This window comes from Actinopolymorpha sp. B17G11, assembly GCF_040196095.1.
Taxonomy (GTDB): domain Bacteria; phylum Actinomycetota; class Actinomycetes; order Propionibacteriales; family Actinopolymorphaceae; genus Thermasporomyces.
Map to the genome: position 1 here is coordinate 115803 of NZ_JBEFTW010000010.1, position 24647 is coordinate 140449.

Consider the following 24647-nt stretch of genomic DNA (forward strand, 5'->3'; position numbering starts at 1 on the left):
ACTCCCTATGCCGCGAAGGTGTAGACCGTCAGCGAGATCCCGACGTAGTGCACGATGAACGCCGCGATCGTGCAGGCGTGGAACACCTCATGGAACCCGAACCAACGCGGCGACGGGTTCGGTTTCTTGGTGGCATAGATGATGGCGCCCGCCGAGTAGAGCAGACCACCCACGACGATCATCGTGACAATCGCGGCGTTGCCGCGGGAGAAGAAGGCCGGCAGCCAGAACGCCGCCGCCCAGCCGAGCGCGACGTAGACGGGTACGTAGAGCCAGCGCGGCGCGCCAAGCCACAGCACCCGGAACGCCACGCCGACCAGCGCGCCGGCCCACACCAGCGTCAGCAGCAGCTGGGCACTCGGGCGGTCCAGCAGCAGCAACGTGAACGGCGTGTAGGTGCCCGCGATGATCAGGAAGATGTTGGCATGGTCGAGCCGCCGCAGGATCGCGAGAGCGCGCGGCGACCAGTGGCCGCGGTGGTAGAGGGCACTCACCCCGAACAACAGCGCCGCCGTCACCGCGAAGATGGCCGACGCGATCTTCGCCTTGGCCGTCGGCGCGAGCAGCACGATGACGATTCCGGACGCCACCGCCAGCGGGAACGTGCCGGCGTGCAACCACCCGCGAAGCTTGGGTTTGACCGTATGCGCGACGTCGTGGACTGCGCCACTGATGTCGGGCAGGTGCATGCGGGCCTCCTTGCGTTGCGCGCTGATCCTGTCGCTCCTGATCCGGACGCGGCACGCCCAGACAGACCCGTGTCCTACTCCACCCGCGAGCCTGCCTGAACGCCGAGCGTCCGGAGCCACCGGGTCCGTACCGACACTACGGGCCCCAACGAATGTTTACTCACCTGCGTTCCACTGAAACCTGCCCATCCTGGACTCGGACCATATGGGTGGGCGCGATCGTCTCCGCGAGATGCCGGTCGTGGGTGGCGACGAGGAGGGTTCCGTCGTACGCCGTCAACGCCTGTTCCAACTGCTCGACGGCCGGCAGGTCGAGGTGGTTGGTCGGCTCGTCGAGCACGAGCAGGTTGGCCTGCCGGGCCGCGAGAAGCGCGAGGTCGGCGCGGGTCCGCTCGCCGGGCGAGAGTGATCCGGTCTCACGCAGAACGTCGTCGGCCCCCAGACCGAACTTCGCCAGCAGGCTCCGCGCCTCGGTCTCGTCAAGCCCGCCGGCCGCCTGGCGGAATGCGTCGAGCAGGCCGGCATCGGCCGCCACTCCCCGCCGCACCTGGTCGATCTCGCCGACGACCACGCCTCGGCCCAGGCTGCGTTCGCCGATGGTCGGCGCGAGGGTGCCCAGCAGGACGGCGATGAGGGTCGACTTGCCGCCGCCGTTCGGCCCGACGACCAGCAGCCGGTCACCGTAGCGGACGTCGAGGTCGACCGGACCCAGCCGGAACGCGCCCCGCTCGACGACCACGCCCGCGAGTTCAGCCACCCGATCGCCGCTGCGGGTCTGCTGGTCGAGGGTGAGCCGCAGCTCCCACGGCGTCCGCGGTTCCTCGACGACCTCCAGCCGCTCGGCGGCCTTGAGCGCGCGGGCCGCGCCGGCGCCGGTCGCTTGGCTCTTCTGGACGTGAAAGTGCTTGACGTACTTGTCGTTGTCACGTGGTCGGCGTTGTGCGCTGGCGGCCCCGGCCCGGGCCCACTCCTGTTTCCGGCGCGCCTCGTCGAGCAGGTTGTCACGCTGGGCGGTGTACTTCTCGTATGCCTCCTGGGCCTGGGTGCGGGCGCGTTCGCGTTCTTCGACGTACGCCGCGAACCCGCCGCCGTAGAGGTGGCCCTGGCGGGTGAACTCGTCGATCTCCAGAACGTCGGTCGCGATCCGCTCGAGGAACGTCCGGTCATGGGACACGACGACGAGGCCACCCTGCCGGCGGCTCAGGAAGTCCTCGAGCTGGGCAAGGCCGGCCAGGTCGAGGTCGTTGGTGGGCTCGTCGAGGAGGAGTACGTCGAAGCGGGCGAGCAGCACCGACGCCAGCGCCAGCCTCGCCAGCTGCCCGCCGGAGAGGGCGGTGACGGGATCGTCGAACCGGTCGGGGTCGAGCCCGAGTTCGGTGAGGACCGCCGGCGCTCTTGTGTCGAGGTCCGCGGCACCCAGGGCGAGGTAGCGGTCGAGGGCGAGGGCGTACCTGTCGTCGGATCCTCGTTCGCCCGCGGCGAGTGCGGTGGTGGCCGCGGTGAGCTCGGCTTCGGCGTCGGCGACGCCCGTCCGCCGGGCGAGGTAGCGGTGGACGGTTTCGCCCTGGCGCGCGTCCCGCTCCTGGGGAAGGAGGCCGACGGTGGCAGCGGCCGGCTGGCGTACGACCGAACCGGTGTCGGGCGCGAGCTCGCCCGCCATGATCCGCAGCAGGGTCGTCTTGCCGACGCCGTTGGGTCCGACAACAGCGACCCGGGCGCCGGGTGCGATGCTGGCGGAGATGGCGTCAAGGACGAGTTGCGGTCCAAGGTGCAGCTGAACATCGCGTACGACGAGAGAAGACATGCGGAGCGACTCCGGAAGGCGACGCGGCCGGATCGACGCGATGGTCTGGTACACGCGGATCCGAGCCAGGGCTGAGGCGGCCAGGCGTCGGCGGACTTCCTGTCAAGCCACCTGCGTGTGGCCGCAGGGGTTCTCCCGGAGTGCGGGAGACGGACAGGTGCCCGCGTCGCTCAATCATCCATCGGTCGGAGGGCCTCCGTTGTCGGTGAGTCAGCCTCGCCAAGCCTAGCCTGCCCCACTCACGAACCGCCGCCTGTCCCGTGATCATGATCGTGATCATGAGGGGTTTTTCGTACGTATGCGCCGATTTTCCTTCATGATCATGGCCGCCGCGTGGCGATGAACGGATGGCAGACCAGGGCCTGTCTATCGATCGCCGAAGCGGTAGTTGGTCACGTCACAGACCGGGCGATAGCCGACCGCGGCGTAGATCTTGTTCGACGTGGGGTTGGCGAGGTCGGTGTAGAGCGAGCACGCAGTCGCGCCGGCGTCGAGCGCGGCCTGGCTGACACCGGCGACGAGTGCACTCGCATAGCCACGACCGCGCTTGTCCGGCGGCGTGTAGACCGGCGCGACCCGGACGACGCCGCCTGCGGGGTTGGTGGCACCGACGTACGACACCGGTTCGCCGCCGTTCTCCCACAGGTATGCACGTCGCTCGCCCACCCGCAGCTCGGCCCGGCGTCGCTCCAGCGCTCGTTCTTCCTCCGAAAGCGGCCCGACCGCGTGTCGCTCCGCCGGACCGGCCTCCGCCGGACCAGCCCCCACCGACCCGGCCTCCACCTCGAGGTGGAACGCCTCTCCCCACGCGGCGATCAGGTCGATGTCCGCCTTGGTCGCGCGGCGCATCGACCCGGTCGGCTGCACCGGCGGGCGTACGACGTCCAGCCGGTAGATGCGCTGCTGCATCCGTACCGTCACGATCTCGTCGGTCCGGCGTTCCCACTCCGTCGCGCAGGCCGTGGCGGTGGCCGACGGCCCGATCACTCCCGACGCGTCGGGGCAGGCCGCCAACAGCGCGTCGACGGCCAACTCCGCAGCGCCAGGCGGCAGCGAGGAGACAGTCACCGCGAACGGAGGCGTACGCATGGCTGCCCCGACGACCGCGCCGGTGTCGTCGAGGACGGTGAGGTAGGTCGCGGGCGCGGGATCGGTCACCGCACCTGACCGCCGGCCGAGGACATTGGTGATGATCACGCTGTTGAGGACCGGATCGGCACTGAGGAACTCGGAGGCGGCCGCCCAGAACTCTCCAGGGTCCGATGTCGTCTCGCAGCGCATACGCCGAAGCATGACCTGGGATCGCGGTGTCGATCAACCAGGTTCTTCGTCGGCGTAGCCGGCGAAGCCAGCGGAGCCAGCGAGGCGGGCGGAGAGGCGGGGCGGGATTCAGCGGAGGCTGGCGACGGACGTCCGGACGGCCTGGGCGAGGCGGGTGTGCAGGTCGCGGGTCCGGGACCGGTCCGTGCGTACCTCCACGATCCGCAGGCCCCGCGACCGCGACATCGCGGCCTGGAGCTCGCGCCGGGTCCGCACCAGCGTGTACGGCGTGCGCGTCGCGTCGGCGAGCGCCTCCAGGTCCACGCCGTGCGGGGTGCCGAAGACCCGCTCGAACGCATCCGCGTAGGCCGGCTGCCCCTGCTCGAGGGTGGTGAAGATGCCGCCGCCGTCATCGTTCACCACCACGATGGTGAGGTCGGGGCGTGCTTCGTACGACCCTCGCACGAGCGCGTTCGCGTCATGCAGGAACGTCAGGTCCCCCACGATCGCGTACGCGGGTCCGGTCCGGTGCACGAGCGCCGCACCGATCGCCGTCGACAGCGTTCCGTCGATGCCGGCGAGCCCCCGGTTGCCGATCACCTTCCGGTGGTCCCGATGCGCGATCCGGCCTCCCTCGTCCACCAGCCGGTTCGTCCACGGCGCGCCCGCCAGGTCGAGGTCGCGGACCGGGCTGGACGACCCGGCCACCAACAGTCCGCCTCCGGGCACCGCGGCGGCGACGTCGCGGGCCACGTGCAGGCCACTGAAGGCCGGCTCCCGGGCGAGTACCTCCTCCACCGCGACCCGTGCGCACTGGTCGGCGGAGAGCCACGCCGTCAGCCAGTCGTCCGGCTCGCGACGTCCGGCCCCGTCGACGGTGCCTTCGAGGGCGACCGCCGCGCTGACGCGGTACGCCTGGTGGCCAGGATCCGGCCACGCCGGACGCCGGCCGGCCACGACGAGCATCACGTCATCACGGGTGATGAGCTTCGTCACCGCCCTGGAGAGGGTCGGCCAACCGTAGACGACAACGCGCTCGATCGCCTGGTTCAGTGGGGTGCCCGCGTCGAGCAGCAGGCGGTACGGGCCGAGGGCGTTCGGTCCGGAGCGGGCGCCGCTGGTGGGTTCGGCGAGCAGGGGCCACCCGGCGGTCTCGGCGAGCCAGCGGGCCTGGGCGTCGGCACCGTCACCGGCGACGACGACGGTGCGCGGGCCGCGTTCGAGCCAGGCGATCTGTTCGGTGGCGAGGCGTTCGATCCGGGTCCAACGACCACCGTTCGCCCGCCCTTCCAGGGACTCCGGCCAGTCGGCGACGGCGCCCGGATCGGCCGCAGTCGCATCATCGCCCGGATCCGGGACGAGCGGCTCCCGGAACGCCAGGTTGAGGTGGACCGGCCCCGGGTCGCGGTCGCGAAAGCCGCGGGCGACGGCGAGGGCACGCGCCACGAGCCCGCGCCAGTACGCATTCTGGCCGGGCCGGAGTTCCGGTGCCCCGACCTCGTGGAACATCCGGACCGCCGAGCCGTAGAGCTTCACCTGGTCGGTCGTCTGGTTCGCCCCGACGCCACGCAGCTCCACCGGCCGGTCGGCGGTGAGGACGACCAGCGGAACACCGGAGTGATGCGCCTCCAGCACCGCCGGATGCAGGTTGGCGGCGGCGGTTCCCGACGTACACACGACGGGCACGGGCCGGCGGCTCACCTTCGCGAGGCCGAGCGCGAGGTAGCCGGCTGCCCGCTCGTCGATGCGGACGTGCAGGCGGATCTGCTCCCTGGCGTCGGAGGCGTGGAACGCAAACGCGAGCGGCGCGTTGCGCGAACCCGGTGCCAGCACAGCCTCGCGGACCCCACTGCGCCAGAGCTCGTCGACGAATACCCGAGCGAGCGCGGTGGAGGGGTTCATGCCAGGGCCTCCACGGCGGCCAGCCGGTCGATCCATCGGGCGTGGGTCGTGGCGTCGGCGGCTACGGCTCCGAGCAGGTCAGGATCGGGTACGGGGCGCACGACCGAAAGCTCACCGTCGACCGGTACGAACGAGTCCGCCACCACGTCGGCGCACAACAGCTGCGTCGTGGCCAGTCCGCAGGCGTACGGGAGATCCGGCAGCGCCGCCGCCAGCGCCACGCCGGTGGCGAGTCCGATCGACGTCTCCAGCGCGCTCGACACCACGACCGGGAGCCCGATCTGCTCGACGATCCGAAGGGCGGCCCGGATCCCTCCCAGCGGCTGCACCTTGAGGACGGCGACGTCGGCGGCGTCCAGTCGGGCTACCCGGTAGGGGTCCTCGGCGCGGCGGATCGACTCGTCGGCGGCGATGGGTACGCCGACCTTCCGGCGTACTTTCGCGAGGTCCTCGACGCTGGCGCACGGCTGCTCGACGTACTCCAGCCCGCGCGCCTCCTTGTCCAGGCGTCCGATCATGGTGACGGCCGTGTCGACATCCCAGGCACCGTTGGCGTCGACGCGGATGTGGCCGTCCGGACCCAGCGCCTCGCGGACAGCCTCGACCCGGGCGAGGTCGTCGTGTTCGGTCTGGCCGGGCTCGGCGACCTTGACCTTCGCGGTCCGGCAGCCGTTGCTGGCGGCCACCACCGCCCGCGCACGGGCGGGATCGACCGCGGGAACCGTGCAGTTGACCGGGATCCGGTCGCGGAGCGGCTTCGGCCAGATGTCGTAGGCCGCCTCACGCGCCGCGCGCAGCCACGGAACGCAGGTCGCGTGGTCGTAGTCCCAGAACGGGCTGAACTCGGCCCAACCTCCCGGGCCCTGGACCAGGAGCCCCTCGCGTACGTCGATTCCGCGGAACTTCGCGCGCATCGCCACCGCGAAGACGTGGATGGCGCCGTCTCCACGGATGATCATGAAACGTACCCTCCGTATCTGTCGCGCATCTGTCGCGCCGGACGGCTCCGCGAAACCTGTGACGGAGTGTCACGGGAGTGGCTCGTAGCCTAGCCCTGTGATTTCCAAGATCGGATTCCGGCTGGTCGTCGTCGACGAGGCGGGCGATGTGGGCGACGCGGCCCGGAGCGGCGCGTCCGTAACCCACCTGCAGGACGCCCTCGCGGCGGCGCTGGCGGGCGGCGGCCCGGCCGTCGCCCCGGTGTCGGCCTGTGGCGGCGTGGAACAGATCCGTTCGATGCTTCGCACGGACGAACCCCTCGAACGCGACGACATCGCGGTCGTCCTACCGACGTCGGGTTCCACCGGGGAGCCGAAGGGCGTGCTGCTGCCCGCGTCGGCGTTGTTGCACTCGGCGCGGGCAACGCTGGAGCGGTTGGGTGGTCCGGGTGTGTGGACGCTCGCGTTGCCGGTCAGCCGGATCGCGGGTCTCCAGGTACTGGTGCGGTCGCTGGCCGCGGGGACAATGCCTGTCCCGCTGGTGGGGCGGTTCACGCCGGAGGCCTTCCGTGCTGCGACGGCCGCGCTGCCGGCAGTGGGTTCGGTCCGGCGCTACACCGCGTTGGTGCCGACCCAGCTGGTACGCCTGCTCGACGCGGGTCCCGTGGCGGTCGACGCGCTCCGGACCTACGACGCGGTCCTCCTCGGCGGTGCGGCGAGTGCGCCTGCCCTGCTGCAGCGGGCGCGGGACGCTGGGGTGCGGGTGGTGACGACGTACGGGATGACCGAGACCTGCGGCGGCTGCGTCTATGACGGGCGCCCGCTCGACGGTGTGCGGGTCGACCTCTCGCTGGCGGCTGGGGGACATGGGCGGGTGCGGATCGGCGGACCGGTGGTGTTCGCGGGCTACCGGCTGCGTCCCGACCTCACGGCCGCAGCTCTGGCCGACGGCTGGCACCTGAGCGATGACCTGGGCCGGTGGGGCGGTGACGGCCGGCTCGAGATTCTCGGCCGGCTCGACGACGTGGTGGTCTCGGGCGGTGTCAACGTGCCCTTGCTCGCGGTCGAGCGGGCCGTCGCGTCCGTGCCCGGCATCGCCGAGGTCGCCGCGGTCGGGCTGCCGGATCCCGAGTGGGGTACGCGGGTGGTGGCGTACGTCGTCCTGCGTCCCGGCGCCACGCCTCCCTCGCTCGCCGACGTCCGGGCCGTGGTGGCGGCGAGGCATCCCCGGGCGTACGCCCCTCGCGAGGTCATCGTCGTCGACGCTCTCCCCCTGCTCCCGTCCGGGAAGCTCGACCGCGCCGCCCTGCTCCCGTGATCATGATCGTGATCGTGATCGTGAAGGTCTTTCGGCACATGGGCCCCGTTTTCCTTCATGATCATGGAACGCTTCCTGGCGACGCGGCCTCACACGCGTCACGGGCGGCCGGCGCGGGTCACCTGTCCCGCAACGGGTCCCGCCACCGCAGCCCTGAGAATCTGCTGAAATCCGCATCGCACGAGCACAGCTCGAAGCCGTGCTCGATGGCGAGCGCGGCAAGGTGTGCATCGGAAACGAGGTTTCCACCAGTTCCCAGGTCGTCGAGCAGACCACGCAGGATGGTGGCGTGCCGCGAGCCGGGCTGCGGAATGACTACGTTCTCCCGCTGGAGCCAACCATCGACCAGGTCCATCGCCGTCTCGACCGGGAGCGGGTGTGCGAACACCTGCGGCTTCGTGACAAGTCGTACGAATCCCAGCAGGACGAGCCACGGTAACCCCAGGACGTCGGCACCGTTGAGCTCTGCCCCCAGCCAGTGGCGAGCGCGCTCATGCTGCGGCGACGCCTTGTCGATCGCATAGATCAACACGTTGATGTCGACGAGCTTCATTTGCGTAGCTCGAGCTTGGCGAAAATCGCCTCGTCTTCGAGGTCGGAAGCGAGGGCTCCTGCCTTGTCGAGGTTGATCCCAGGTCGGACCTCGAGGGCGAAGGACGGCAGCTCGTAGGGCTCCTGCGAGCGCTGTCGCGGAGCAAGCCCACGACGCACGGCAGCATTGACCGCTTCCTTGAACGAAATGCCATGCTCCCGGGCGAATTGTCGCAGTCCGGCCGCGACGTCGTCGTCCAGAGTGACCGTCGTACGCATGCCAGCATCATAGCTGTCGGCGTTGTGCTGTCATGATGACCGCGATGCGGCATCACTGGCGGCCGGCGCGGTCCCATGCCTCGTGGGCCGTTCGCACCCGCGTCCACAACGCACGCCGCACGTCCTCGTCGACGTCGGACAGCCGAAGCCCGAACTCCTCGTGCAGCAGCGCCGTCCACTCCCGCTCCTTCACGACATCCCGGCTCGACCGCCCGCCGGAATCAGCCCGGGTCAGTACGCAACCCCGCAGCGTCAGCGCATGTTCAGCCCACCGACGTTGGACGACGAGCTTCTGGACGAACGACGACTCCGGCGACGTCGACAGGTACCGGTGCATCGCCGCGAAGGCCCCGAGCGGAACCGGCGTCACGTCGAAGTCGAACCCCGCGATCGACGCGTGCGGATCATGGTGGAACCGCCAGAACGGCCCACCCACCTGCTCGAGCCGGTACGCGAACGGCCCCTGCACCAGCGGGCCTCCCGCCACCAGCGGGATGGGGTCGCGGTATCCGTCCCCGAGGCCGACGTCGGGGATCCACGTCTCGGAGCCGATCCTGACCAGGAGCACCATGTGCGCGCCCCACGCCGGTGGGTCCACGCTCGGGTCGATGGGCGCGCCTCGCGCCAACGCGACGTCGAACCCCAGGCTCAGCAGGAGGGCCGCGAAGGAACCGTTCAGGTGGTAGCAGTAGCCGCCTCGTCCGGTGACGATCCGATTCGCCGACTCCCGCGGGTCGATCGTCGTCGGCCGGCCGAGCTGGATCTCGAGGTTCTCGTACGGCACCCGGTCGAGCTGCGCGTGGTGCAGCCGCCGGAGCAGCGCGGACGAGGGTGGTCCGGGCAGCTCACCGGCCGCGAAGCCGAGGTGGCGCAGGTAGCGGTCGCGGAGATCGACGTCGAACGCCTGGAGTTTCACGTGCCCGAGCCTGTCATACACGCCTGGTCGCTGATCCTCTCGGCGACGGGGGCGCGGTCGCCTCGGATGACGCTGTGACCGGACACCACGCCGGCCGCGGCGAGGGATCGCCAGCTCAGACCGCATTGGCGATACAGCCGCACCGCTGGCGCGTTCTCGGCGGCGACCATCAGGGCGGCCCTGCCGTGCTCGGCGACGAGTGTGTCGAGCACCAGTCGGAACGCAGCGGCCGCGTATCCCTGCCCCTGCAGCTGCGTACGCACGACGACTCCGGCGATGTAGCCCACGTCCGGCGCCGACCACGCATCGGCCGCGACAGCGGCGAGGATGCCGTCGGACGGGACCGCACCCGCCCATCGGCGTACCCCCGCGAGCCCCGGTCGGGCGTACGAGCCCGGATAGGTCTCGGCCAGGAGTTCGGCGACCGGTGCGGACCACGACCAGTCGAGCCACCGCGCGACCTCGGCCGGTTGCCGGCTGCCGCCCGCCGTCCGGATCGCCGGGCGGTCGGTCTCCATCCAGCCGAACGTACGAAGGAGAGCGAGCTCGTCGATCCGGTCGGCGACCGCGGCCACGAGATCCTCCGAACCGATCAGCCGGAACGTCGTGCCGACCTCAGCCAGTACGTCACGGACGAGCGGGGCCACCTGGTCGGCCGGGCCGTGGATCGCGAGCCGGTCCCGGCAGGAAAGGAAGGGGGCCGCGACCGCGACGGCGTCACCGCGCCGCCAGGCACGCACCCGCCGCACGCCGTGACCTGGCCGTCGACCTGGCCGTCCCGGTGGCAGGCCCTGGCTCGCCCACAGCAGCAGTCCGTCGCCTGAACAACTGCGCCGGAGTTCGGCCATCGAGGTGATCTCGTGCGACATCTGCATGAACATACCTTATTCGACAATTTCATGCAGGCAGCGGATCTCGACCAGCGCTCTCTGACCCGGGAGGGGAGAGGCACAGATCGGCTGAGAGACTCGCTCCTCGTGGCGACCCCCGCTCAGTGGCTCGAAGGCGCACGACTGCGTACCCTCCCGGCATCCGTCGCGCCAGTCCTCGTCGGCTCCGGAGCGGCCGCGGCGGCGGGTTCGTTCGTTGGCTGGAAGGCGGTTCTCGCCCTGGCGGTGGCTCTCGCGCTGCAGGTGGGCTCGAACTACGCCAACGACTACTCCGACGGGATCCGCGGCACCGACGACCACCGGGTCGGCCCACAACGCCTCGTCGGCTCCGGAGCGGCGGCACCGGCTGCGGTCAAGGCAGCGGCGTACGCCTGCTTCGCGGTGGCGGCAGTCTGCGGACTCGTACTCGCCCTCACGACCGCGTGGTGGCTCCTCGCCCTCGGCGCGGTGGCGATCGGGGCGGCGTGGTTCTACACCGGCGGCCGACGCCCGTACGGCTACCACGCGCTCGGCGAGGTCAGCGTCTTCGTGTTCTTCGGGCTGATGGCGGTGGTCGGCACGGCGTACGTCCAAACGCTCCGCGTCACCTGGCCGGCGGTCGGCGGAGCGATCGCGATCGGGTCACTCACGTGCGCGATCCTGGTCGCGAACAACCTGCGCGACATCCCGACCGACGCCGCGAGCGGGAAACGCACGCTCGCGGTGGTGCTCGGTGACCGCCGGACCCGACTGCTGTACGCCGGCCTGCACGTCGTGGCGTACGCCGTCGTCGTCGTTCTCGCGCTCACCACGACACCGTGGGCACTTCTCGCCCTGCTGGCGCTGGGACTGGCGCGGCGGCCCCTCCGTCAGGTCCTCCGCGGGACCAGCGGGCGGGACCTGGTGGCAGTCCTGCGTGACACCGGTCTCGCCGAACTCGTCTTCGCCCTCCTGCTCACCCTGGCTCTCGCCCTGTCCGCCAACACCCCGTGATCATGATCGTGATCATGAAGGATTTGCGTACGTAGAGCCCAAGACATAGATGTCACCGATCTCAAGACACAAGAGATGCGCGCATGGGCCCGATTTCTTCATGATCATGGGCGTCGGAACAGGGAGGCAGCCCCGCGCGGAAGGCGCAGCTCCCGCCGTTGAGACGATGCAGGCTCAGTCGCGCTCCGTCGGGTCGTGAGTGGTCGCGCTGGTCCCCATCTCGTCCGCAGCGTCGGTCTCCTCGTCGGCGTGGGTGACGGCCCGATGCTCCTGGAGGCGGCGAACGTACTCCGGATTGATCTGTTCGCGGTCGATCTCGCGCGGATCCTCGCCGGGGGTCGCGTCCTCCTTCGTCCACCTGTCGGTGCCTTCGGGGTCGTGACGGGGATTGTCGTTCATAAACGATCGGTACCCCGAGGAGCGCCGGGATAACCGGCGGTGGGGACACCGGAGCGGAGCGTCTGGGAGACCTCGGCGCCGCAACCCGCCCCCGGCGACGCACAGCTGCCCCTGCCCGCCCACCGGAGAGCCCACCCGCACAGCTACCCGACCCGCACAGCTACCCAACCCGCACGGCACATCGCCTACGGCGTCATCCACTCGCCCGTGGCGCCGAACCTCTCCAAGACCTTGGCGTACGGCTCGAGGTCGAGGCCCTGCCGCGCCACCCACGAGTCGTCGTAGTACGTGTGCGCGTAGCGGTCCCCGCCGTCGCAGATCAGCGTCACCACACTGCCGCGGTCCCCGTCCCGGAGCATCCGCGCGACCAGCGCCAGCGCGCCCCACAGGTTCGTGCCCGTCGACCCGCCCGCCCGCCGCCCCGTCACCGCCGCGAGATACCGCATCGCCGCAAGCGACGCCGCGTCGGGTACCCGCATCATCGTGTCCACCACATCGGCCACGAACGAGGATTCCACTCGCGGCCGCCCGATCCCCTCGATCCGCGACCCCTCCGCCGTGCACGACGGGTCGTCCTCACACCAGCCGCGGAAGAACGCCGAGCCGTCCGGGTCGACGACGCAGACCTGGGTGGCGTAGCGGCGATACCGCACGTACCGCCCGATCGTCGCGCTCGTGCCACCCGTGCCCGCCCCGACGACGATCCACCGAGGGATGGGGTGCGGTTCCGCGCTCAGCTGCTCGAAGATGCTCTCGGCGATGTTGTTGTTGCCCCGCCAGTCGGTGGCGCGTTCGGCGTAGGTGAACTGGTCCATGAAGTGGCCGCCGCACTCGTCGGCGAGCCGGCGCGACTCGGCGTCGATCCCGCGCGGGTCGTCGATCAGGTGGCAGCGCCCACCCTGGAACTCGATCAGGGCGATCTTCTCCGGGCTCGTCCACGCCGGCATCACCGCCACGAACGGCAGCCCCAGAAGGCGGGCGAAGTACGCCTCGCTCACGGCGGTCGAGCCGCTCGACGCCTCGATGACGGTCGTCCCCTCCCCGATCCAGCCGCTCGCGAGCGCGTAGAGGAACAGTGACCGCGCCAGCCGGTGCTTGAGGCTGCCGGTGGGATGGACCGACTCGTCCTTGAGATAGAGCTCGATGCCCCACTCCGGCGGCAGCGGGAACACGTGGAGGTGCGTGTCGGCGCTGCGGTTGGCGTCGGCCTCTACCCGGCGGATCGCCTCGGCGACCCAGGCGCGGTCGGGCGGCGGGCGCTTCGCCGTCCGTACGCCGAAACATGACATGTCAGCAGGCTAACCCCGGGGCCGGTGCCCGCCGGGACTCCAGCAAATGACCACGCTGAGCATGCCTGCGGCGCGTCAGCCACGCCGTCGCCACCCCGCCAACCCGTCGCCACCCCGCCAAACCGTCGAGCCCAGGTGCTCCGGGCCGCTTCCGGAAAGCCCTCGCCCGATTCGTCCGCCCGCAGCCGAGGATGAAGGCGGCGGCTTTCGTACGCACGAGCGTAGGAATGCGACCCGACCCCCTCGAGCGATGGGAGCTCCGGTGGCACGCGGCGACACCTTCCCGGCCGAATGGCGGACGTTCACCGACAACGAGACCGGCGTCGAGGTGCGCCAGCTCACCCACCACAAGGGCCACAGCCATCACCCCTACTTCACCAACCCGGGGTGGTACGACGACGGGCGGAAGCTGCTCTTCGGCTCCGACCGTGGCAACCGGACGAACCTCTTAGGCGTCGACCTCACCTCCGGCGAGATCACCCAGCCGACCGACCTCGACCAGCCGCCGCATGGACGGGATCGAAGTGGCGCGGCACCTCCAAAAGGTGCGGACCTGCGTACCGCATGCGAACCGCCTGCGACGAACTTCTCTCCGACCGCGACGCCCTCACCCGCCGACTCCTCGGCGCCGTCGACCGCTCCCGCTGATCCCGCGCGGCGCTTCGAGACGGGCTCAGTCGATGTCTTCCTTGCGGGTGGCGGCATCGATGCGTCCCCGCACCGAACGGATCCCGCCGGAGAGCGCCCGCCCCGCCTCGACTCCCTGCCGTCGCAGCAGCAACCAGGACAATCCGGACGTGAACAGCAGGGCCGGAAGCGCGACCAACCACGGTGAGGTCTCGCTGCCGAAGAGCAGGTAGAGGATCCCGAAGCACGCCGCGAAGATGGCGAGCCGGAGAAGTGTGTAGACGAGGAAGGTACGCACGACAGTCGCAGCGTACGTCAGCCGCTCATCGCGCCCGCTGAGGGCCCCGTTCCACAGGCGCACCGCGGCCGGCGCCGATCCCCGGTCCACCGAGGTCCCGGGCCGGCGATCAGCCGGTACCCACGGCGCCGACCAGCTCCGCGAGCAGACTCGGTTCGATGTTGCCTCCCGACACGACCGCGACAACCGGGCCGGCCGGCAGATCCGCGGCATGCGCGAGGTAGGCCGCGGTGGCCACCGCACCACCTGGTTCCGCGACCAGCCGGGACCGCACCGCCAGGGCCCCGACCGCCGCCCTGATCGCGTCGTCGGACACCGTGAGCACACCGTCGACCCGCGCGCGGACGTGCTCCCAGGCGAGCTCACCGACGCAGACGCGGAGTGCGTCGGCGATCGTCCGGTACGTACGTTCGACCGGCCATGTCCGCCGCTCGCCCACCCGCATGCTCTCGGCCAGGTCGCCGGCCAGCTCAGGTTCGCACGCCACGACTCGCGCGTCCGGCCGGAGCGCCTTGACCGCGGTCGCTATGCCGGACACGAGACCACCGCCACCGACCGGCACGAGCACCGTGGCGACCTCGGGCAGGTCCGCCATGATCTCCAGCCCGATCGTGGCCTGCCCGGCGATGATCCGCGGATCGTCGAACGGGGGAACGTACGCATACCCGTGCGCGGCCACCAGCTCCGCCACCCGTGACTCCCGCTCGGCGGGGGGCACGAGGATCACCTCTCCGCCGAGCGCCCGGGTCGCTGCGACCTTGACCGGCGGACTGGTGTCGGGCATGACGACGTACGCCCTGGCCCCGAAGAGCCGCGCCGCCATCGCCACCGCCTGGGCGTGGTTGCCCGACGAGTGCGTGACGATCCCCCGCGCCCGCTCCGCCTCGGCAAGCGTGCCGACCGCGTTGAGCGCGCCGCGGATCTTGAACGCCCCGATGACCTGGAGGTTCTCCGGCTTCAGCCAGAGCGGCCGGGTGGGGTCGCGGTCGGCCCAGGGCGCCGGCACCAGGGGGGTCCGGACGACCCTGCCATCGATCCGCTCGGCGGCGGCACGAACCTCGGCAAGCCCCACCAAATCCTGTCTTTCGCCCATGTCGTGACGCTACCGGCCGCGCCGCAGGGCGGCGCGCTGGACAGGTTCACCCCACCGCGGGATGGCGGCTACGCTCGTGCGCAGGCATTGTCGTACGCCGCATGTGAGGAGGGTTCCGGGTGCCCCGAGTGCTGCCGGTCCTGGTCGCCATCGTCCTGGTGGTCTTCTGCCTGGTCGACCTGGTGCAGAGCCGCCGCGAGGACGTGCGCACCATGCCGCGCCCGCTCTGGGCGCTTGTCATCGTCTGCGTACCGTTCCTCGGTCCGCTCGGCTGGCTCCTCGCCGGCCGACCACGGGCGGGCTCGCAGTCGCGGCCGACGTCGCCGACCATGGTCGCGCCCGATGACAATCCCGAGTTCCTCAGCCGCCTCAAGGAACGCCGCCTCGAGGCCGAGGACGAACGCCTGCGGCAGTGGCAGGCCGATCTCGAACGCCGCGAGCGCGACCTGGACCCTCGCGAGGACAGGAGCGACCCGAGCGACCCGGCGGGCTGACCACGGATCACAGGTGACACCTCGGGTCGGGCGCTCTACTCTCACCGGATGACTGGCGAGCATGTCGCGCGGCCGACCCTTCCGGAGAAGGTGTGCACCCGCGCCGCCGAGCTTCTCAGCCGACATGTCGGCAAAACCGCCGCGGTGGTCGGCCAGCAGATCCTCAACCATGACGGCCATGCGTTCGTCGCCCGGGTTCTGCTCGACGACGGATCGCCGCTCGCCAGCGCCGTCGTGAAGATGGCCCACCGCGGTGACAACGACGAGTTCGACAAGGACGACGCGGATCCCTACGGCCCGGCAGCAAGACTGTGGAACGAATGGGCCGGCCTGGAGTTCCTGTCGTCCCTGCCCACGCCGTGCACGGCCGTACCCGCGTTCTACGGCGGTGATGCCGCGCTGGGTTTCGTGGTGATTGAGGACCTCGGCGCCGGGCCGAGCCTCGCCAACCTCCTGCTGGGGACCTCGGCCGAGCAGGCGCGTGCCGGACTGGACGGATATGTCGACGCGCTGGCGGAGGTCCACCTGGCGACCTTCGGACGCACCGAGGCCTACGACGACCTCCGCGCCCGCCTCGGCACAACGGCCCCGGCGCATCACGGCTTCTCGGCGGCCAAGTGCCTCGGCGATTTGACGACACCACTCGGCACCCTCGATCCGACCATCGACCTCGACGGCGACGTCGCCGCGGCGATCGCGTGGATCGACGCGATCCTGGACGATCCGGGACCGTGGCGGGCGTTCAGCCTCAACGACTGCTGCCCCGACAACAACCGGGTCGACGAGCACGGCAGGCTGCGGTTGTTCGACGTGGAGTTCGCCGACGCCCGGCACGCCCTGCTCGACGTGGCCTACCTGCGCACGACGATGCCGACCTGCTGGTGCGTACGACGGCTCCTGCCGGACCTCGCCGAGGACCTCGTGCAGCGCTACCGCGACCGGCTGGCGGCGGGTGGGCGGGCGACCTCCGACGCCGACTTCCACACCGCCCTCAACGCGTGCGCGGCGTTCTGGGCGCTGCTCAACGCCAGTTGGCATCTCGAGGCCGCCCTGGAACCCACCGGCGCCGACCGGTCCCACTGGGATGCGTACGACTTCACCTTCGGCTCGCGCCGGCAGATCTTCCTGCAGCGGTTGGCCGAACTCGCCGACGCGGCGGACCGTCAACCGGAGCTTGCGGCCCTGCGCAGCCGCCTCGCCGATCCAGCCCGTGCCGCCGCCCGGCGTGCCTGGCAGGTCGTCGATCCGCTCCCGCTCTACCCTGCGTTCGCGGGTGGAAAGACGTAGCGTCGGCCGCGTCCGCTCCCCCCGCGCCAGCAACGGCGACGGCGACGGCGACGGCGATGCGAACCGCTACTTGCCTGTGTAGGAGTGGAAGCCGCTGATCAGGAAGTTGACGCCGATCAGGTTGAAGAGCAGGGCGGCGTACGCCACGAGCGCGATCCACGACGCGCGGCTCCGCCAGCCGGCCGTCGACCGGGCGTGCAGGTAGGCGGCGTAGCAGACCCAGGTGATGAACATCCAGGTTTCCTTGGGGTCCCAGCCCCAGTAGCGTCCCCACGCCGCGGCGGCCCAGATGGCGCCGGCGATGAGGGCGAACGTCCAGACCGGGAACGCGAAGGCGTTCAGACGGTACGCCGTCCGCTCGATCGTGGCCGCCGGGGGAAGCTGCGCGACATAGCCGCCCCCTCCCCTGCGTTCCTGCCTGGCCTTGACGATCTGCAGCACACTCGCCACCGCGCCGAGGGTGAGTACGCCGGTCGCGGTGACCGCCGCGGAGACGTGGATGACCAGCCAGTACGACTGGAGCGCGGGGATGAGGCCCGAGACCGGGAGGTAGAGAACGGTGATGGCGATGCCGAGCACGACCAGGAGGAACCCCACCAGCGGAAGGGCGAGGAACCCGATCCGGAGCCGCCGCAGCGTCACGAGGTAGGTGACGGCGATGACCAGGCTGCCGGTGATCGCGAACTCGTACAGGTTGCTCCACGGAACCCGCTCCGCCGCCACGCCGCGCGACACCACGCCCCCACCCAGCAGGATCGTGCCGAGGATGGTGAGCGCGAGGCCGATCCGGTGGAACATCGCCGTACGGAGCGACTGAGCGCCCGCCGCTCCGTCTCCACCGCCAGCATGAGCGTGAGCGGGACCGGTGTCGGCGGGACCGGCGTGAGCGGGACCAGGACCCTCGCCAGAGCGACCAGCGTCCGGGCGTTCGAGCACCGCAACAACGGTGTCGCCGCCCCTGGCGTCGGTCTCCGTCGCGAGGGCGGCGCCCGAGGACTCGGCCGCGCGGCGCTTTGCCCCGGAGCGGCTGGTCGCGGCGTCCGGTGCCGTACGGCGTTCGCGAAGGAACGCCCACTCCGCCGCGTGCGCCACCATCGCCAGCGCGAGGACGACTGTCGCCGAGTGGACGAGGTTGTCCGACAAAGCAGCGAGCGCGCTCACTCCTGCTCCTCCCTGACCGGTGCCGCGCGAGCCTGAAGTCCGGCGGCGAGCTTGTCGATCTCGATCGCGAGGTCGCTGGCGGTGCCCCCACTGTCGGCGCCGCCGTCGCTGACGGCCCTTCGACCGTCCGCGCCGTCGCCCCCCGCACCGGCAGCGCCGGCTCCGCGCGACCCCAGGCCTGGTTCGGCTCGATCCAGCCCGGCGACCGCGACCACCGTACGCCCGCCGTCCTCGGTCAACCGGACCCAGACCCGGCGGCGACGTACTACAAGGGATAGTAGCAAGCCGCCGAGGGCGAGCACCGCGCCCACCAGCGCGACCGGCTCGCCGGGGTTACGGCTGACCTGCAGGTTGACCCAGCGGGCGTACCCGTCGAACGTGATGCTGCCCGCCCCATCCGGCAGCTCCGCCCGCTCGCCGGGCGTCAGCGCCAGCCGGAAGGGCTCACCGGGCGCCGACCGGAACTGCGTCAACGTCCTGGTCTCGAGCCGATAGACCGACTGCGGCACGCCAGAGTCCAGTCCGAGGTCTCCCCTGTACGCCGTGAGGAACACCGACGGCCGCAGCGCATCCGGGAACGCCGACACCGGGCCGCGTTGCGGGTCCACCACCGCCGTCGGAAGGAAGAAGCCCTGGAAGCCGAGCTGCTCGGGCCGGGCGTCGGGCACCTTCACGACCCCGGTCGAGGTGAACCGCCCGTCCTGCGGCAGGAACGGCACCGGGCCGGAGAACGCCACCTCGCCGTTACCGTCGCGCACGGTGAACCGCGGTGCGTAGCCGTGCCCGATCAGGTGAATCTGTGCACCGTCGACCCGCAACGGATGGTTGACACTCAGGTCGTACGACTGCTTCGGCGCCCCCGGCCGCTCGGTGTAGGTGAGGGCGGCGTTGAACGCCCGGACCGAGCCGCGCTGTTCGCCCCGCGTCTCGAAGCGCACCCGGAAGTCGTCGACGGTCAGAGCGAACGGCGGCAGCTGGTTGTCCCGGAAGAGTCCGCCACTCTGGTAGCCGTCGTACTGCGTCACCGTGTTGGCAAAACCGTTTCCGACCACCACCAGTGCGGTCCCGCGGAAGCCGAAGAGACTGCCGACCGCGACACCGACCAGGACCACCACGATCGCGACGTGGAAGACCAGGTTGCCCACTTCGCGCAGGTACCCTCGCTCGGCCGCCACCGAGTCGGCGCCGCGGTCGACGCGATAGCGCAACCCACGAAGCTCCTTCGCGGCTGCGGCGAGCACGTCGTCGGGCGCCCCGCTGGTTGTCCAGCTGCGATGCTCCGGCAGCCGGTCGAGATGGCGCGGAGCCCCCGGCGGTCGCGACCGCACCACCCGCCAGTGCAGCGCTGCCCGCGGGATCACGCATCCCAGCAACGACACCAACAGCAGAAGATAGATCGCGGCGAACCACGCCGACCCGAAGACGTCGAACAGCTCGAAGCGTTCGTACCATCGGGACAGTCCGGGGTTGGCACGCACGAAGTCCGCGACCGCGACCGGGTTCACCTGCCGCTGCGGGATGATCGAGCCCGGTATCGACGCGAGCGCCAGCAGGAAGAGCAACAACAAGGCGGTACGCATGGACGTCAGCTGCCGCCATGCCCACCGGGACAGCTCGAAGGGACGCAGCGGCGGCGGAGCGTCATTGCGCGCCGTCTCGTCTCGCACCTGCGTCTGCGTCATCCGCGCCTCACCTCCGCTCCGTCCCACGCATGGCCGCATCCTCCACGGGCCAACCTCACAGCACCGTCGAGAAGTCGCTGATCCACTGCCGCATCGGCCCGATCACGCCGTTCCAGGCCCCGGTGACCATCAGCAGTCCGACGACGACGAGCAACGCACCGCCGGCGCGGGTCACCCAGACATGGTGCCGGCGGACGAACGACAGTCCACCGAGCAACCGGCGGAACCCCACGGCCACCAGGACGAACGGCACCCCGAGCCCGGCCGCGTACGCAGCCATGAGCAAGGCACCCCTGCCGGCGGTCGCCTCGTTGACCGCCAGCGTCGCGACGACACCGAGCGTCGGCCCGATACACGGCGTCCATCCCAGGCCGAACAGCACGCCCAGCAAGGGTGCCGCGCCGAGCCCGACGGCTGGCACACTATGGACTCGCCAGTCCCGCTGCAGCCAAGGGACGAGCCCCAGGAAGGCCAACCCGAGCACGATCGTGACCACACCGAGCACCGCCGTCAGCACACCGGCGTTGCCGGCCAGGAACGTCCCCAACGCTCCGAACAACGCACCCGCCGACACGAACACGATCGCGAACCCAGCAACGAAGAGCAGCGCCCCAGTTGCCATCCGTCCGCGCGCACCTGAGGCGAGGTCGGCGCCGGAGAGACCGGTGACATAGGACAGGTAGCCCGGCACCAACGGCAACACGCACGGGGAGAGGAACGACACCAACCCGGCAAGCAGCGCCACCGGGATCGCCAGCATGAGCGAGCCGTTCATCGCGACGTTGGCGAAGCCGTCACCTACCGACCCGGCCACTGGTCCCATACTGAACCCGGAAGCCCCGACGGAAACGACGGTGGCGGGATTCACCCGGACTCCTCGACATCGGTGGCGAGCTGTTCCAGGGTCCGCTGGCTGAGGGTGCCGAGGACGCGGGCCGCAACCCGGCCTTGACGGTCGATCACGAGCGTCGACGGGATCGCGCTGGGTGGCAACGTCTCACGGAACCCCAACAGCTGTTCGCCGTTCGGGTCGTAGACGCTCGGATACGTCACCTTGAACGTCCGCACGAACGCACGCGCCGGTCCCGGGTCGTTGTCGCGGGTGTTGACGCCCAGGAACTCCACGCCGGTGGGCTTCAGCGTCCTCGCCGCCGCCACGAGATCCGGCGCCTCCTTCCGGCACGGCGCGCACCACGAGCCCCAGACGTTGAGCACGACGACCTTGCCGTCGAAGTCGGCGAGGCTGATCCGCTTGCCGGACAGGGTCTTTCCGGCGAGGGCAGGCGCGGGTTGACGCTCTGCCGGCGGGATGGTGGTGACCGTCCCACTGCCGGAGACGAACCGGGCGTTGGCGTTTGCGGAACCGCCACCGGTGCCGTCGTCACTCCCGCCACCTGTGCAGCCCACCAGCAGAACCAGCCCGATGGCCGCGGCGACGATCCGGGCCAGGACAGGCACCGCCGGACCGATTGCCTTCCGTGAGGGGCACAGCCGGAGCAAGGCCGTGCGGACGCGGGCTGGGTAACGCAACACTCTCATGCCCCCGCGACGAACTTCCGCGGCGTGGCGGTCACTGGCAACAGGTCGGCCGCCGGCTCGGAATAGTCAACGGACACAAGCCGATCTGCGTCATAGGTGAAGGTCGTGAGACTGGCAAGGGTGCATTGACGCTTGCGAGGATCGTGCCAGAGCCGGCGTCCCTCGACATAAGACCGCAGTGTCCAGATCGGCAGCTGGTGGGAGACCAGCACCGCTTCATGCCCTTCCGCCGCCCGCCGGGCATCGCCCAACGCACCCAGCATGCGTACGACGATCGCGCGGTACGGTTCGCCCCACGACGGCTGGAACGGATTGCGCAAATGCCGCCAGGACGACGGTCGGCGCAACGAGCCGTCACCGACGCCGAACGTCCGGCCCTCGAAGACGTTGGCCGCCTCGATCAGCCGATCGTCAACCGTGACGGACAGCCCGAACTCCGCGGCCAGCGGCTCGGTCGTCTCCTGTGCGCGTTCCAGCGGAGACGACCGGAGATGTACGACGTCTCTGCCGGCGAGCGTGTCCGCCACCCGCTTGGCCATCTTCCGGCCCAGTTCGGACAGCCGGTAGCCCGGCAACCGGCCGTAGAGAACCTTGCCTGGATTGTCCACCTCGCCATGCCGCAGCACATGGACGAGCGTACGTGGTGGCGTCACCGGCGCTCCCACCCGTTCTTCTTGGTCGGCTCGTGGTTCCTCGGACAGCTGGTTCTCGGGCGGCTCTTACTTCTCAAGCTGGCTGGTCCAGCTACTTCTCAGGGGCTTGGGCAGCCGCCGCCGCGCGGGCGGCCACCGGTGCCGCGGCCGCGATCCGGTCGAGAGCGGTGGCGTCGTGCGCGGCGCTCACGAACCACGCCTCGAAGACACTCGGCGGCAGATGGACGCCACCCTCGAGCATCGCGTGGAAGAACGCGGGGAACCGGTACGCCGCCTGGCTGCGGACCTCCGCGAAGTTGCGCACCCGGGGCAACTCGTCCGGGTCGACGAAGAAGACACTGAAGAGATTTCCGGCGTACTGCACGAGGTGCGGAACGCCTTCCTTGGCAAGGGCGGTGCCGACGATCTCGCCCACGGCGGCGGCGGTGTCGTCCAGCCGGGTGTAGACGTCAGGGGTCGCGAGCCGGAGCGTGGTGAGACCGGCCGTCGTCGCCACCGGGTTGCCGGACAGCGTGCCCGCCTGGTAGATCGGGCCGGCCGGCGCCAACTGCGCCATGTAGTCCGCCCTGCCGCCGAACGCCGCGGCCGGGAAGCCACCACCCATGACCTTTCCGAACGTCATCAAGTCGGGTGTCACACCGTCGATTCCGTACCAACCGGACCGGCTGACCCGGAAGCCCGTCATCACCTCGTCGGAGATGAACAGGGCCCCGTGTCCGCGGCAGGTCTCGGCGAGGAAGGCATTGAAGCCTTCCTCGGGTGGAACCGCTCCCATGTTGCCCGGCGCCGCCTCGGTGATGAGGGCCGCGATCTCGTCGCCGTGCTCGGCGAACACCGCACGCACGGCCGCACGGTCGTTGTACGGAACGACGACGGTGTCCGCGGCCTGCGCCTGCGTGACACCGGGTGTGTCAGGGAGGCCGAAGGTCGCGACACCCGAACCCGCCGAAGCGAGGAGTGCGTCGACATGGCCGTGGTAGCAGCCCGCGAACTTCACGATCTTGGTGCGGTTCGTCACGCCTCGCGCCAACCGGATCGCCGACATGGTGGCCTCGGTTCCTGAGGACACGAACCGCACCGACTCGACCGGCGTACGACTCACGATCTCCTCCGCGAGTTCCACCTCGGGCACGGTCGGCGTGCCGTACGACGTGCCGGCAGCCACAGCCGCGGTCACCGCCTCGACCACCTCCGGGTGTGCGTGGCCGAGAATCATCGGCCCCCACGAGCCCACGAGGTCGACGTACTCACGCCCGTCGGCATCCACCAGATAGGGGCCGTACGCCCGGGTGATGAACCTCGGGGTGCCGCCGACGGCCCGAAACGCGCGCACCGGGGAGTTGACACCCCCGGGCGTGACTGCCTGTGCGCGCTCGAACAACGACCGCGACGTGAGCGGCTCCTGTGCGGTCTGAGCTGGGGTTTCAGCTGGGGCAGTGGCGCCCGGGACAGGGGTACGAGGCTCGGTCACCGCGTCATTGTCTCTCCTCCGAAAATTTCGCCGACAAGGGCGTCGACCCGTATGTGATCTCGGCCGTAACCACTCGCCGTTCCCGTCGTTGAATCGGCGATGGGTTCGGGGTTCAAAGAGGCGTGGCCGCGACGTATGGTGAGTCGTGAGCTACGGGAGGTCAGGATGACACGGGGGACCGCTGAAGGGCACCGGCGGTGCAGCGTGCGGCCGTATTACGTTGTCGGCCCACCAGCCGCTATCGTCTCGATGACGGATCGACCTATGTCAACCTCGAATTCGTCGACGAGCTCGACCACACCCAAAAACGCCTTTCGTAGTCCGTAAGGCCACACGGCCGCGGTCCCGCGACTGGCTCGGCGCCCTCACCCCCCCGGGCGCGCCGGGCCTCCTCGGCCGCCGCGGCGCCTGGTTACCTCCCCCCCGACCGGGCGCCGTGGCGGCCCCTCCATGTCCGGGGTAGGACTCCTCCGCGTCAACCGCACCTAGCCCGTTCGCGTCAACCGCAACCGGCCCCGTCCGATCAGCCGCACCAAACTTCTCCATGCAGCCGCACCGGCTCCTCGCACGTCACCCGTGCGGACCCACTCCACGTCGGCGGAGCGGCGTCAGCTCGGCTTCACGGCTCTTCCCGGCTCTTCCCGGCTCTTCCCGGTGCAGCCGCGGAGAATGACCACGCTGAGTACGCCTGTAGGAGCCGGAACAGGTGTCGACACCGTTCGAAGGTCCACACGCATGGGCAGCGTGGTCATTCTCGGGGCGCCGACCGGCTACCCCTGCCAGTCATAGCGGGGCGCCGTGATGGCGTACTCCCTCAGATACGCGAGCTTGTCGCCGCTCCGGCGGGCGACGGTGGCGCCCTCGAAGCCGCCGAGCTCACCGTCGTAGCGGCACTGGAAGTCCCACTCGGCGAAACAGGCGTCGCTCGTGGCGTCGAGCGCAGTGATGTCCCACCGGGTGACCCGGTTGCCGGGGGCGAGCCACCCATCGATCCACCGGGCCACCTGGTCGATGCCACGGTAGACAGGCCCGTACGACTCGATCACCACGCACGCGGGGTGGAGGGTGGCGAGAATCGCGTCGCGGTCGGCGGCGAGCCAACCGTCAAAGTACGCCCGGACGAGCCGCTCGGGCATGCCCCGCGCCATCGGCCCA

At 70.4% G+C, this 24647-nt stretch carries 24 protein-coding genes; 4 read left to right on the forward strand and 20 right to left on the reverse strand.

The features are described from left to right. Nucleotides 1–5 precede the first annotated feature (5 nt). The 5 genes from trhA to ABN028_RS13320 all read right to left on the reverse strand — a co-directional run bounded on the left by trhA (nt 6) and on the right by ABN028_RS13320 (nt 6614). Nucleotides 6–689, reverse strand: coding sequence for a PAQR family membrane homeostasis protein TrhA (gene trhA / locus ABN028_RS13300; RefSeq protein ID WP_349330068.1), 684 nt, complete (start codon nt 687–689; stop codon nt 6–8). 160 nt (nt 690–849) lie between these two features. Continuing rightward, nucleotides 850–2493 carry a ribosomal protection-like ABC-F family protein gene (gene abc-f, locus ABN028_RS13305; RefSeq protein ID WP_349696815.1) on the reverse strand — a complete coding sequence of 548 codons (1644 nt, stop codon included), beginning with the start codon at nt 2491–2493 and terminating at the stop codon, nt 850–852. A gap of 366 nt (nt 2494–2859) precedes the next feature. Next, nucleotides 2860–3774: a GNAT family N-acetyltransferase gene (locus tag ABN028_RS13310; RefSeq protein WP_349330066.1), complete on the reverse strand. Its 915-nt coding sequence runs from the start codon at nt 3772–3774 to the stop codon at nt 2860–2862. 108 nt (nt 3775–3882) lie between these two features. Continuing rightward, the gene (menD, locus tag ABN028_RS13315) at nt 3883–5655 is read right to left on the reverse strand and encodes a 2-succinyl-5-enolpyruvyl-6-hydroxy-3-cyclohexene-1-carboxylic-acid synthase (RefSeq protein ID WP_349330065.1); all 1773 of its coding nucleotides are present in this window, start codon (nt 5653–5655) and stop codon (nt 3883–3885) included. After that, nucleotides 5652–6614, reverse strand: a complete 963-nt coding sequence (locus tag ABN028_RS13320; RefSeq protein ID WP_349696816.1) for an o-succinylbenzoate synthase — start codon at nt 6612–6614, stop codon at nt 5652–5654. The genes menD and ABN028_RS13320 overlap by 4 nt, the downstream gene beginning before the upstream one ends. A 97-nt stretch (nt 6615–6711) precedes the next feature. Between ABN028_RS13320 and ABN028_RS13325 the strand changes: the two genes are divergently transcribed. After that, nucleotides 6712–7911: an AMP-binding protein gene (locus ABN028_RS13325; protein WP_349696817.1), complete on the forward strand. Its 1200-nt coding sequence runs from the start codon at nt 6712–6714 to the stop codon at nt 7909–7911. Between the two features lie 118 nt (nt 7912–8029). Here ABN028_RS13325 and ABN028_RS13330 read toward each other — a convergent pair whose 3' ends face one another. The 4 genes from ABN028_RS13330 to ABN028_RS13345 are packed head-to-tail and all read right to left on the reverse strand — an operon-like array spanning nt 8030 to nt 10512. Continuing rightward, the gene (locus ABN028_RS13330) at nt 8030–8464 is read right to left on the reverse strand and encodes a type II toxin-antitoxin system VapC family toxin (protein WP_349696818.1); all 435 of its coding nucleotides are present in this window, start codon (nt 8462–8464) and stop codon (nt 8030–8032) included. Further along, entirely contained in the window at nt 8461–8721 is a 261-nt protein-coding gene (locus tag ABN028_RS13335) for a hypothetical protein (RefSeq protein WP_349330061.1), read from the reverse strand. The genes ABN028_RS13330 and ABN028_RS13335 overlap by 4 nt, the downstream gene beginning before the upstream one ends. A 52-nt stretch (nt 8722–8773) precedes the next feature. Beyond that, nucleotides 8774–9637, reverse strand: coding sequence for an arylamine N-acetyltransferase family protein (locus tag ABN028_RS13340; protein ID WP_349696819.1), 864 nt, complete (start codon nt 9635–9637; stop codon nt 8774–8776). After that, complete coding sequence (locus ABN028_RS13345; RefSeq protein ID WP_349696820.1) at nt 9634–10512, reverse strand: GNAT family N-acetyltransferase; 879 nt, start codon at nt 10510–10512, stop codon at nt 9634–9636. The genes ABN028_RS13340 and ABN028_RS13345 overlap by 4 nt, the downstream gene beginning before the upstream one ends. Nucleotides 10513–10614: 102 nt before the next feature. Between ABN028_RS13345 and ABN028_RS13350 the strand changes: the two genes are divergently transcribed. Next, nucleotides 10615–11499 (forward strand): 1,4-dihydroxy-2-naphthoate polyprenyltransferase, encoded by an 885-nt coding sequence (locus ABN028_RS13350; RefSeq protein ID WP_349696821.1) that lies wholly within the window; start codon nt 10615–10617, stop codon nt 11497–11499. Nucleotides 11500–11673: 174 nt separating this feature from the next. On the opposite strand, the gene ABN028_RS13355 is transcribed toward ABN028_RS13350, so the two are convergent. The 4 genes from ABN028_RS13355 to ABN028_RS13370 all read right to left on the reverse strand — a co-directional run bounded on the left by ABN028_RS13355 (nt 11674) and on the right by ABN028_RS13370 (nt 15205). Continuing rightward, nucleotides 11674–11898 carry a hypothetical protein gene (locus ABN028_RS13355; protein ID WP_349330057.1) on the reverse strand — a complete coding sequence of 75 codons (225 nt, stop codon included), beginning with the start codon at nt 11896–11898 and terminating at the stop codon, nt 11674–11676. A 185-nt stretch (nt 11899–12083) separates the two neighbouring features. Continuing rightward, entirely contained in the window at nt 12084–13187 is a 1104-nt protein-coding gene (gene cds1 / locus ABN028_RS13360) for an L-cysteine desulfhydrase Cds1 (RefSeq protein WP_349696822.1), read from the reverse strand. A gap of 673 nt (nt 13188–13860) precedes the next feature. Beyond that, complete coding sequence (locus tag ABN028_RS13365) at nt 13861–14112, reverse strand: DUF4229 domain-containing protein (RefSeq protein ID WP_349330055.1); 252 nt, start codon at nt 14110–14112, stop codon at nt 13861–13863. A gap of 109 nt (nt 14113–14221) precedes the next feature. Beyond that, nucleotides 14222–15205 carry a threonine ammonia-lyase gene (locus tag ABN028_RS13370; RefSeq protein ID WP_349330054.1) on the reverse strand — a complete coding sequence of 328 codons (984 nt, stop codon included), beginning with the start codon at nt 15203–15205 and terminating at the stop codon, nt 14222–14224. A 119-nt stretch (nt 15206–15324) separates the two neighbouring features. Between ABN028_RS13370 and ABN028_RS13375 the strand changes: the two genes are divergently transcribed. Together ABN028_RS13375 and ABN028_RS13380 are read left to right on the forward strand one after the other, a co-directional pair. Continuing rightward, entirely contained in the window at nt 15325–15699 is a 375-nt protein-coding gene (locus ABN028_RS13375) for a PLD nuclease N-terminal domain-containing protein (protein WP_349330053.1), read from the forward strand. A gap of 48 nt (nt 15700–15747) precedes the next feature. Further along, nucleotides 15748–16986 (forward strand): hypothetical protein, encoded by a 1239-nt coding sequence (locus tag ABN028_RS13380; RefSeq protein ID WP_349696823.1) that lies wholly within the window; start codon nt 15748–15750, stop codon nt 16984–16986. Between the two features lie 66 nt (nt 16987–17052). Here the strand turns inward: ABN028_RS13380 and ccsB are convergent, their stop codons facing one another. From ccsB to ABN028_RS13415, 7 genes are all read right to left on the reverse strand, one after another. Then, entirely contained in the window at nt 17053–18147 is a 1095-nt protein-coding gene (gene ccsB / locus ABN028_RS13385; protein WP_349696824.1) for a c-type cytochrome biogenesis protein CcsB, read from the reverse strand. Beyond that, a complete protein-coding gene (gene resB, locus ABN028_RS13390; protein WP_349696825.1) occupies nt 18144–19829 on the reverse strand; it encodes a cytochrome c biogenesis protein ResB in 1686 nt (561 codons plus the stop codon). Before resB ends, ccsB begins: the two co-directional genes overlap by 4 nt. 55 nt (nt 19830–19884) lie before the next feature. Further along, on the reverse strand, nt 19885–20604 hold the full coding sequence (locus ABN028_RS13395; protein WP_502879181.1) for a cytochrome c biogenesis CcdA family protein: 720 nt from the start codon (nt 20602–20604) through the stop codon (nt 19885–19887). 89 nt (nt 20605–20693) lie between these two features. After that, nucleotides 20694–21278 (reverse strand): TlpA disulfide reductase family protein, encoded by a 585-nt coding sequence (locus tag ABN028_RS13400; RefSeq protein ID WP_502877606.1) that lies wholly within the window; start codon nt 21276–21278, stop codon nt 20694–20696. Between the two features lie 86 nt (nt 21279–21364). Next, complete coding sequence (locus tag ABN028_RS13405; RefSeq protein ID WP_349691302.1) at nt 21365–22021, reverse strand: histidine phosphatase family protein; 657 nt, start codon at nt 22019–22021, stop codon at nt 21365–21367. Between the two features lie 91 nt (nt 22022–22112). Beyond that, nucleotides 22113–23402, reverse strand: coding sequence for a glutamate-1-semialdehyde 2,1-aminomutase (gene hemL / locus ABN028_RS13410; RefSeq protein WP_349330119.1), 1290 nt, complete (start codon nt 23400–23402; stop codon nt 22113–22115). Between the two features lie 860 nt (nt 23403–24262). Next, a complete protein-coding gene (locus ABN028_RS13415) occupies nt 24263–24628 on the reverse strand; it encodes a nuclear transport factor 2 family protein (RefSeq protein ID WP_349696826.1) in 366 nt (121 codons plus the stop codon). Between the last annotated feature and the right edge of the window lie 19 nt (nt 24629–24647).

Coding starts and splice junctions, on each gene's coding strand:
- trhA (WP_349330068.1), bottom strand. CDS start 689: ATGCACCTGCCCGACATCAGTGGCGCAGTCCACGACGTCGCGCATACG.
- abc-f (WP_349696815.1), bottom strand. CDS start 2,493: ATGTCTTCTCTCGTCGTACGCGATGTTCAGCTGCACCTTGGACCGCAA.
- ABN028_RS13310 (WP_349330066.1), bottom strand. CDS start 3,774: ATGCGCTGCGAGACGACATCGGACCCTGGAGAGTTCTGGGCGGCCGCC.
- menD (WP_349330065.1), bottom strand. CDS start 5,655: ATGAACCCCTCCACCGCGCTCGCTCGGGTATTCGTCGACGAGCTCTGG.
- ABN028_RS13320 (WP_349696816.1), bottom strand. CDS start 6,614: ATGATCATCCGTGGAGACGGCGCCATCCACGTCTTCGCGGTGGCGATG.
- ABN028_RS13330 (WP_349696818.1), bottom strand. CDS start 8,464: ATGAAGCTCGTCGACATCAACGTGTTGATCTATGCGATCGACAAGGCG.
- ABN028_RS13335 (WP_349330061.1), bottom strand. CDS start 8,721: ATGCGTACGACGGTCACTCTGGACGACGACGTCGCGGCCGGACTGCGA.
- ABN028_RS13345 (WP_349696820.1), bottom strand. CDS start 10,512: ATGCAGATGTCGCACGAGATCACCTCGATGGCCGAACTCCGGCGCAGT.
- ABN028_RS13355 (WP_349330057.1), bottom strand. CDS start 11,898: ATGAACGACAATCCCCGTCACGACCCCGAAGGCACCGACAGGTGGACG.
- cds1 (WP_349696822.1), bottom strand. CDS start 13,187: ATGTCATGTTTCGGCGTACGGACGGCGAAGCGCCCGCCGCCCGACCGC.
- ABN028_RS13370 (WP_349330054.1), bottom strand. CDS start 15,205: ATGGGCGAAAGACAGGATTTGGTGGGGCTTGCCGAGGTTCGTGCCGCC.
- ABN028_RS13380 (WP_349696823.1), top strand. CDS start 15,748: ATGACTGGCGAGCATGTCGCGCGGCCGACCCTTCCGGAGAAGGTGTGC.
- resB (WP_349696825.1), bottom strand. CDS start 19,829: ATGACGCAGACGCAGGTGCGAGACGAGACGGCGCGCAATGACGCTCCG.
- ABN028_RS13395 (WP_502879181.1), bottom strand. CDS start 20,604: ATGAACGGCTCGCTCATGCTGGCGATCCCGGTGGCGCTGCTTGCCGGG.
- ABN028_RS13415 (WP_349696826.1), bottom strand. CDS start 24,628: ATGCCCGAGCGGCTCGTCCGGGCGTACTTTGACGGTTGGCTCGCCGCC.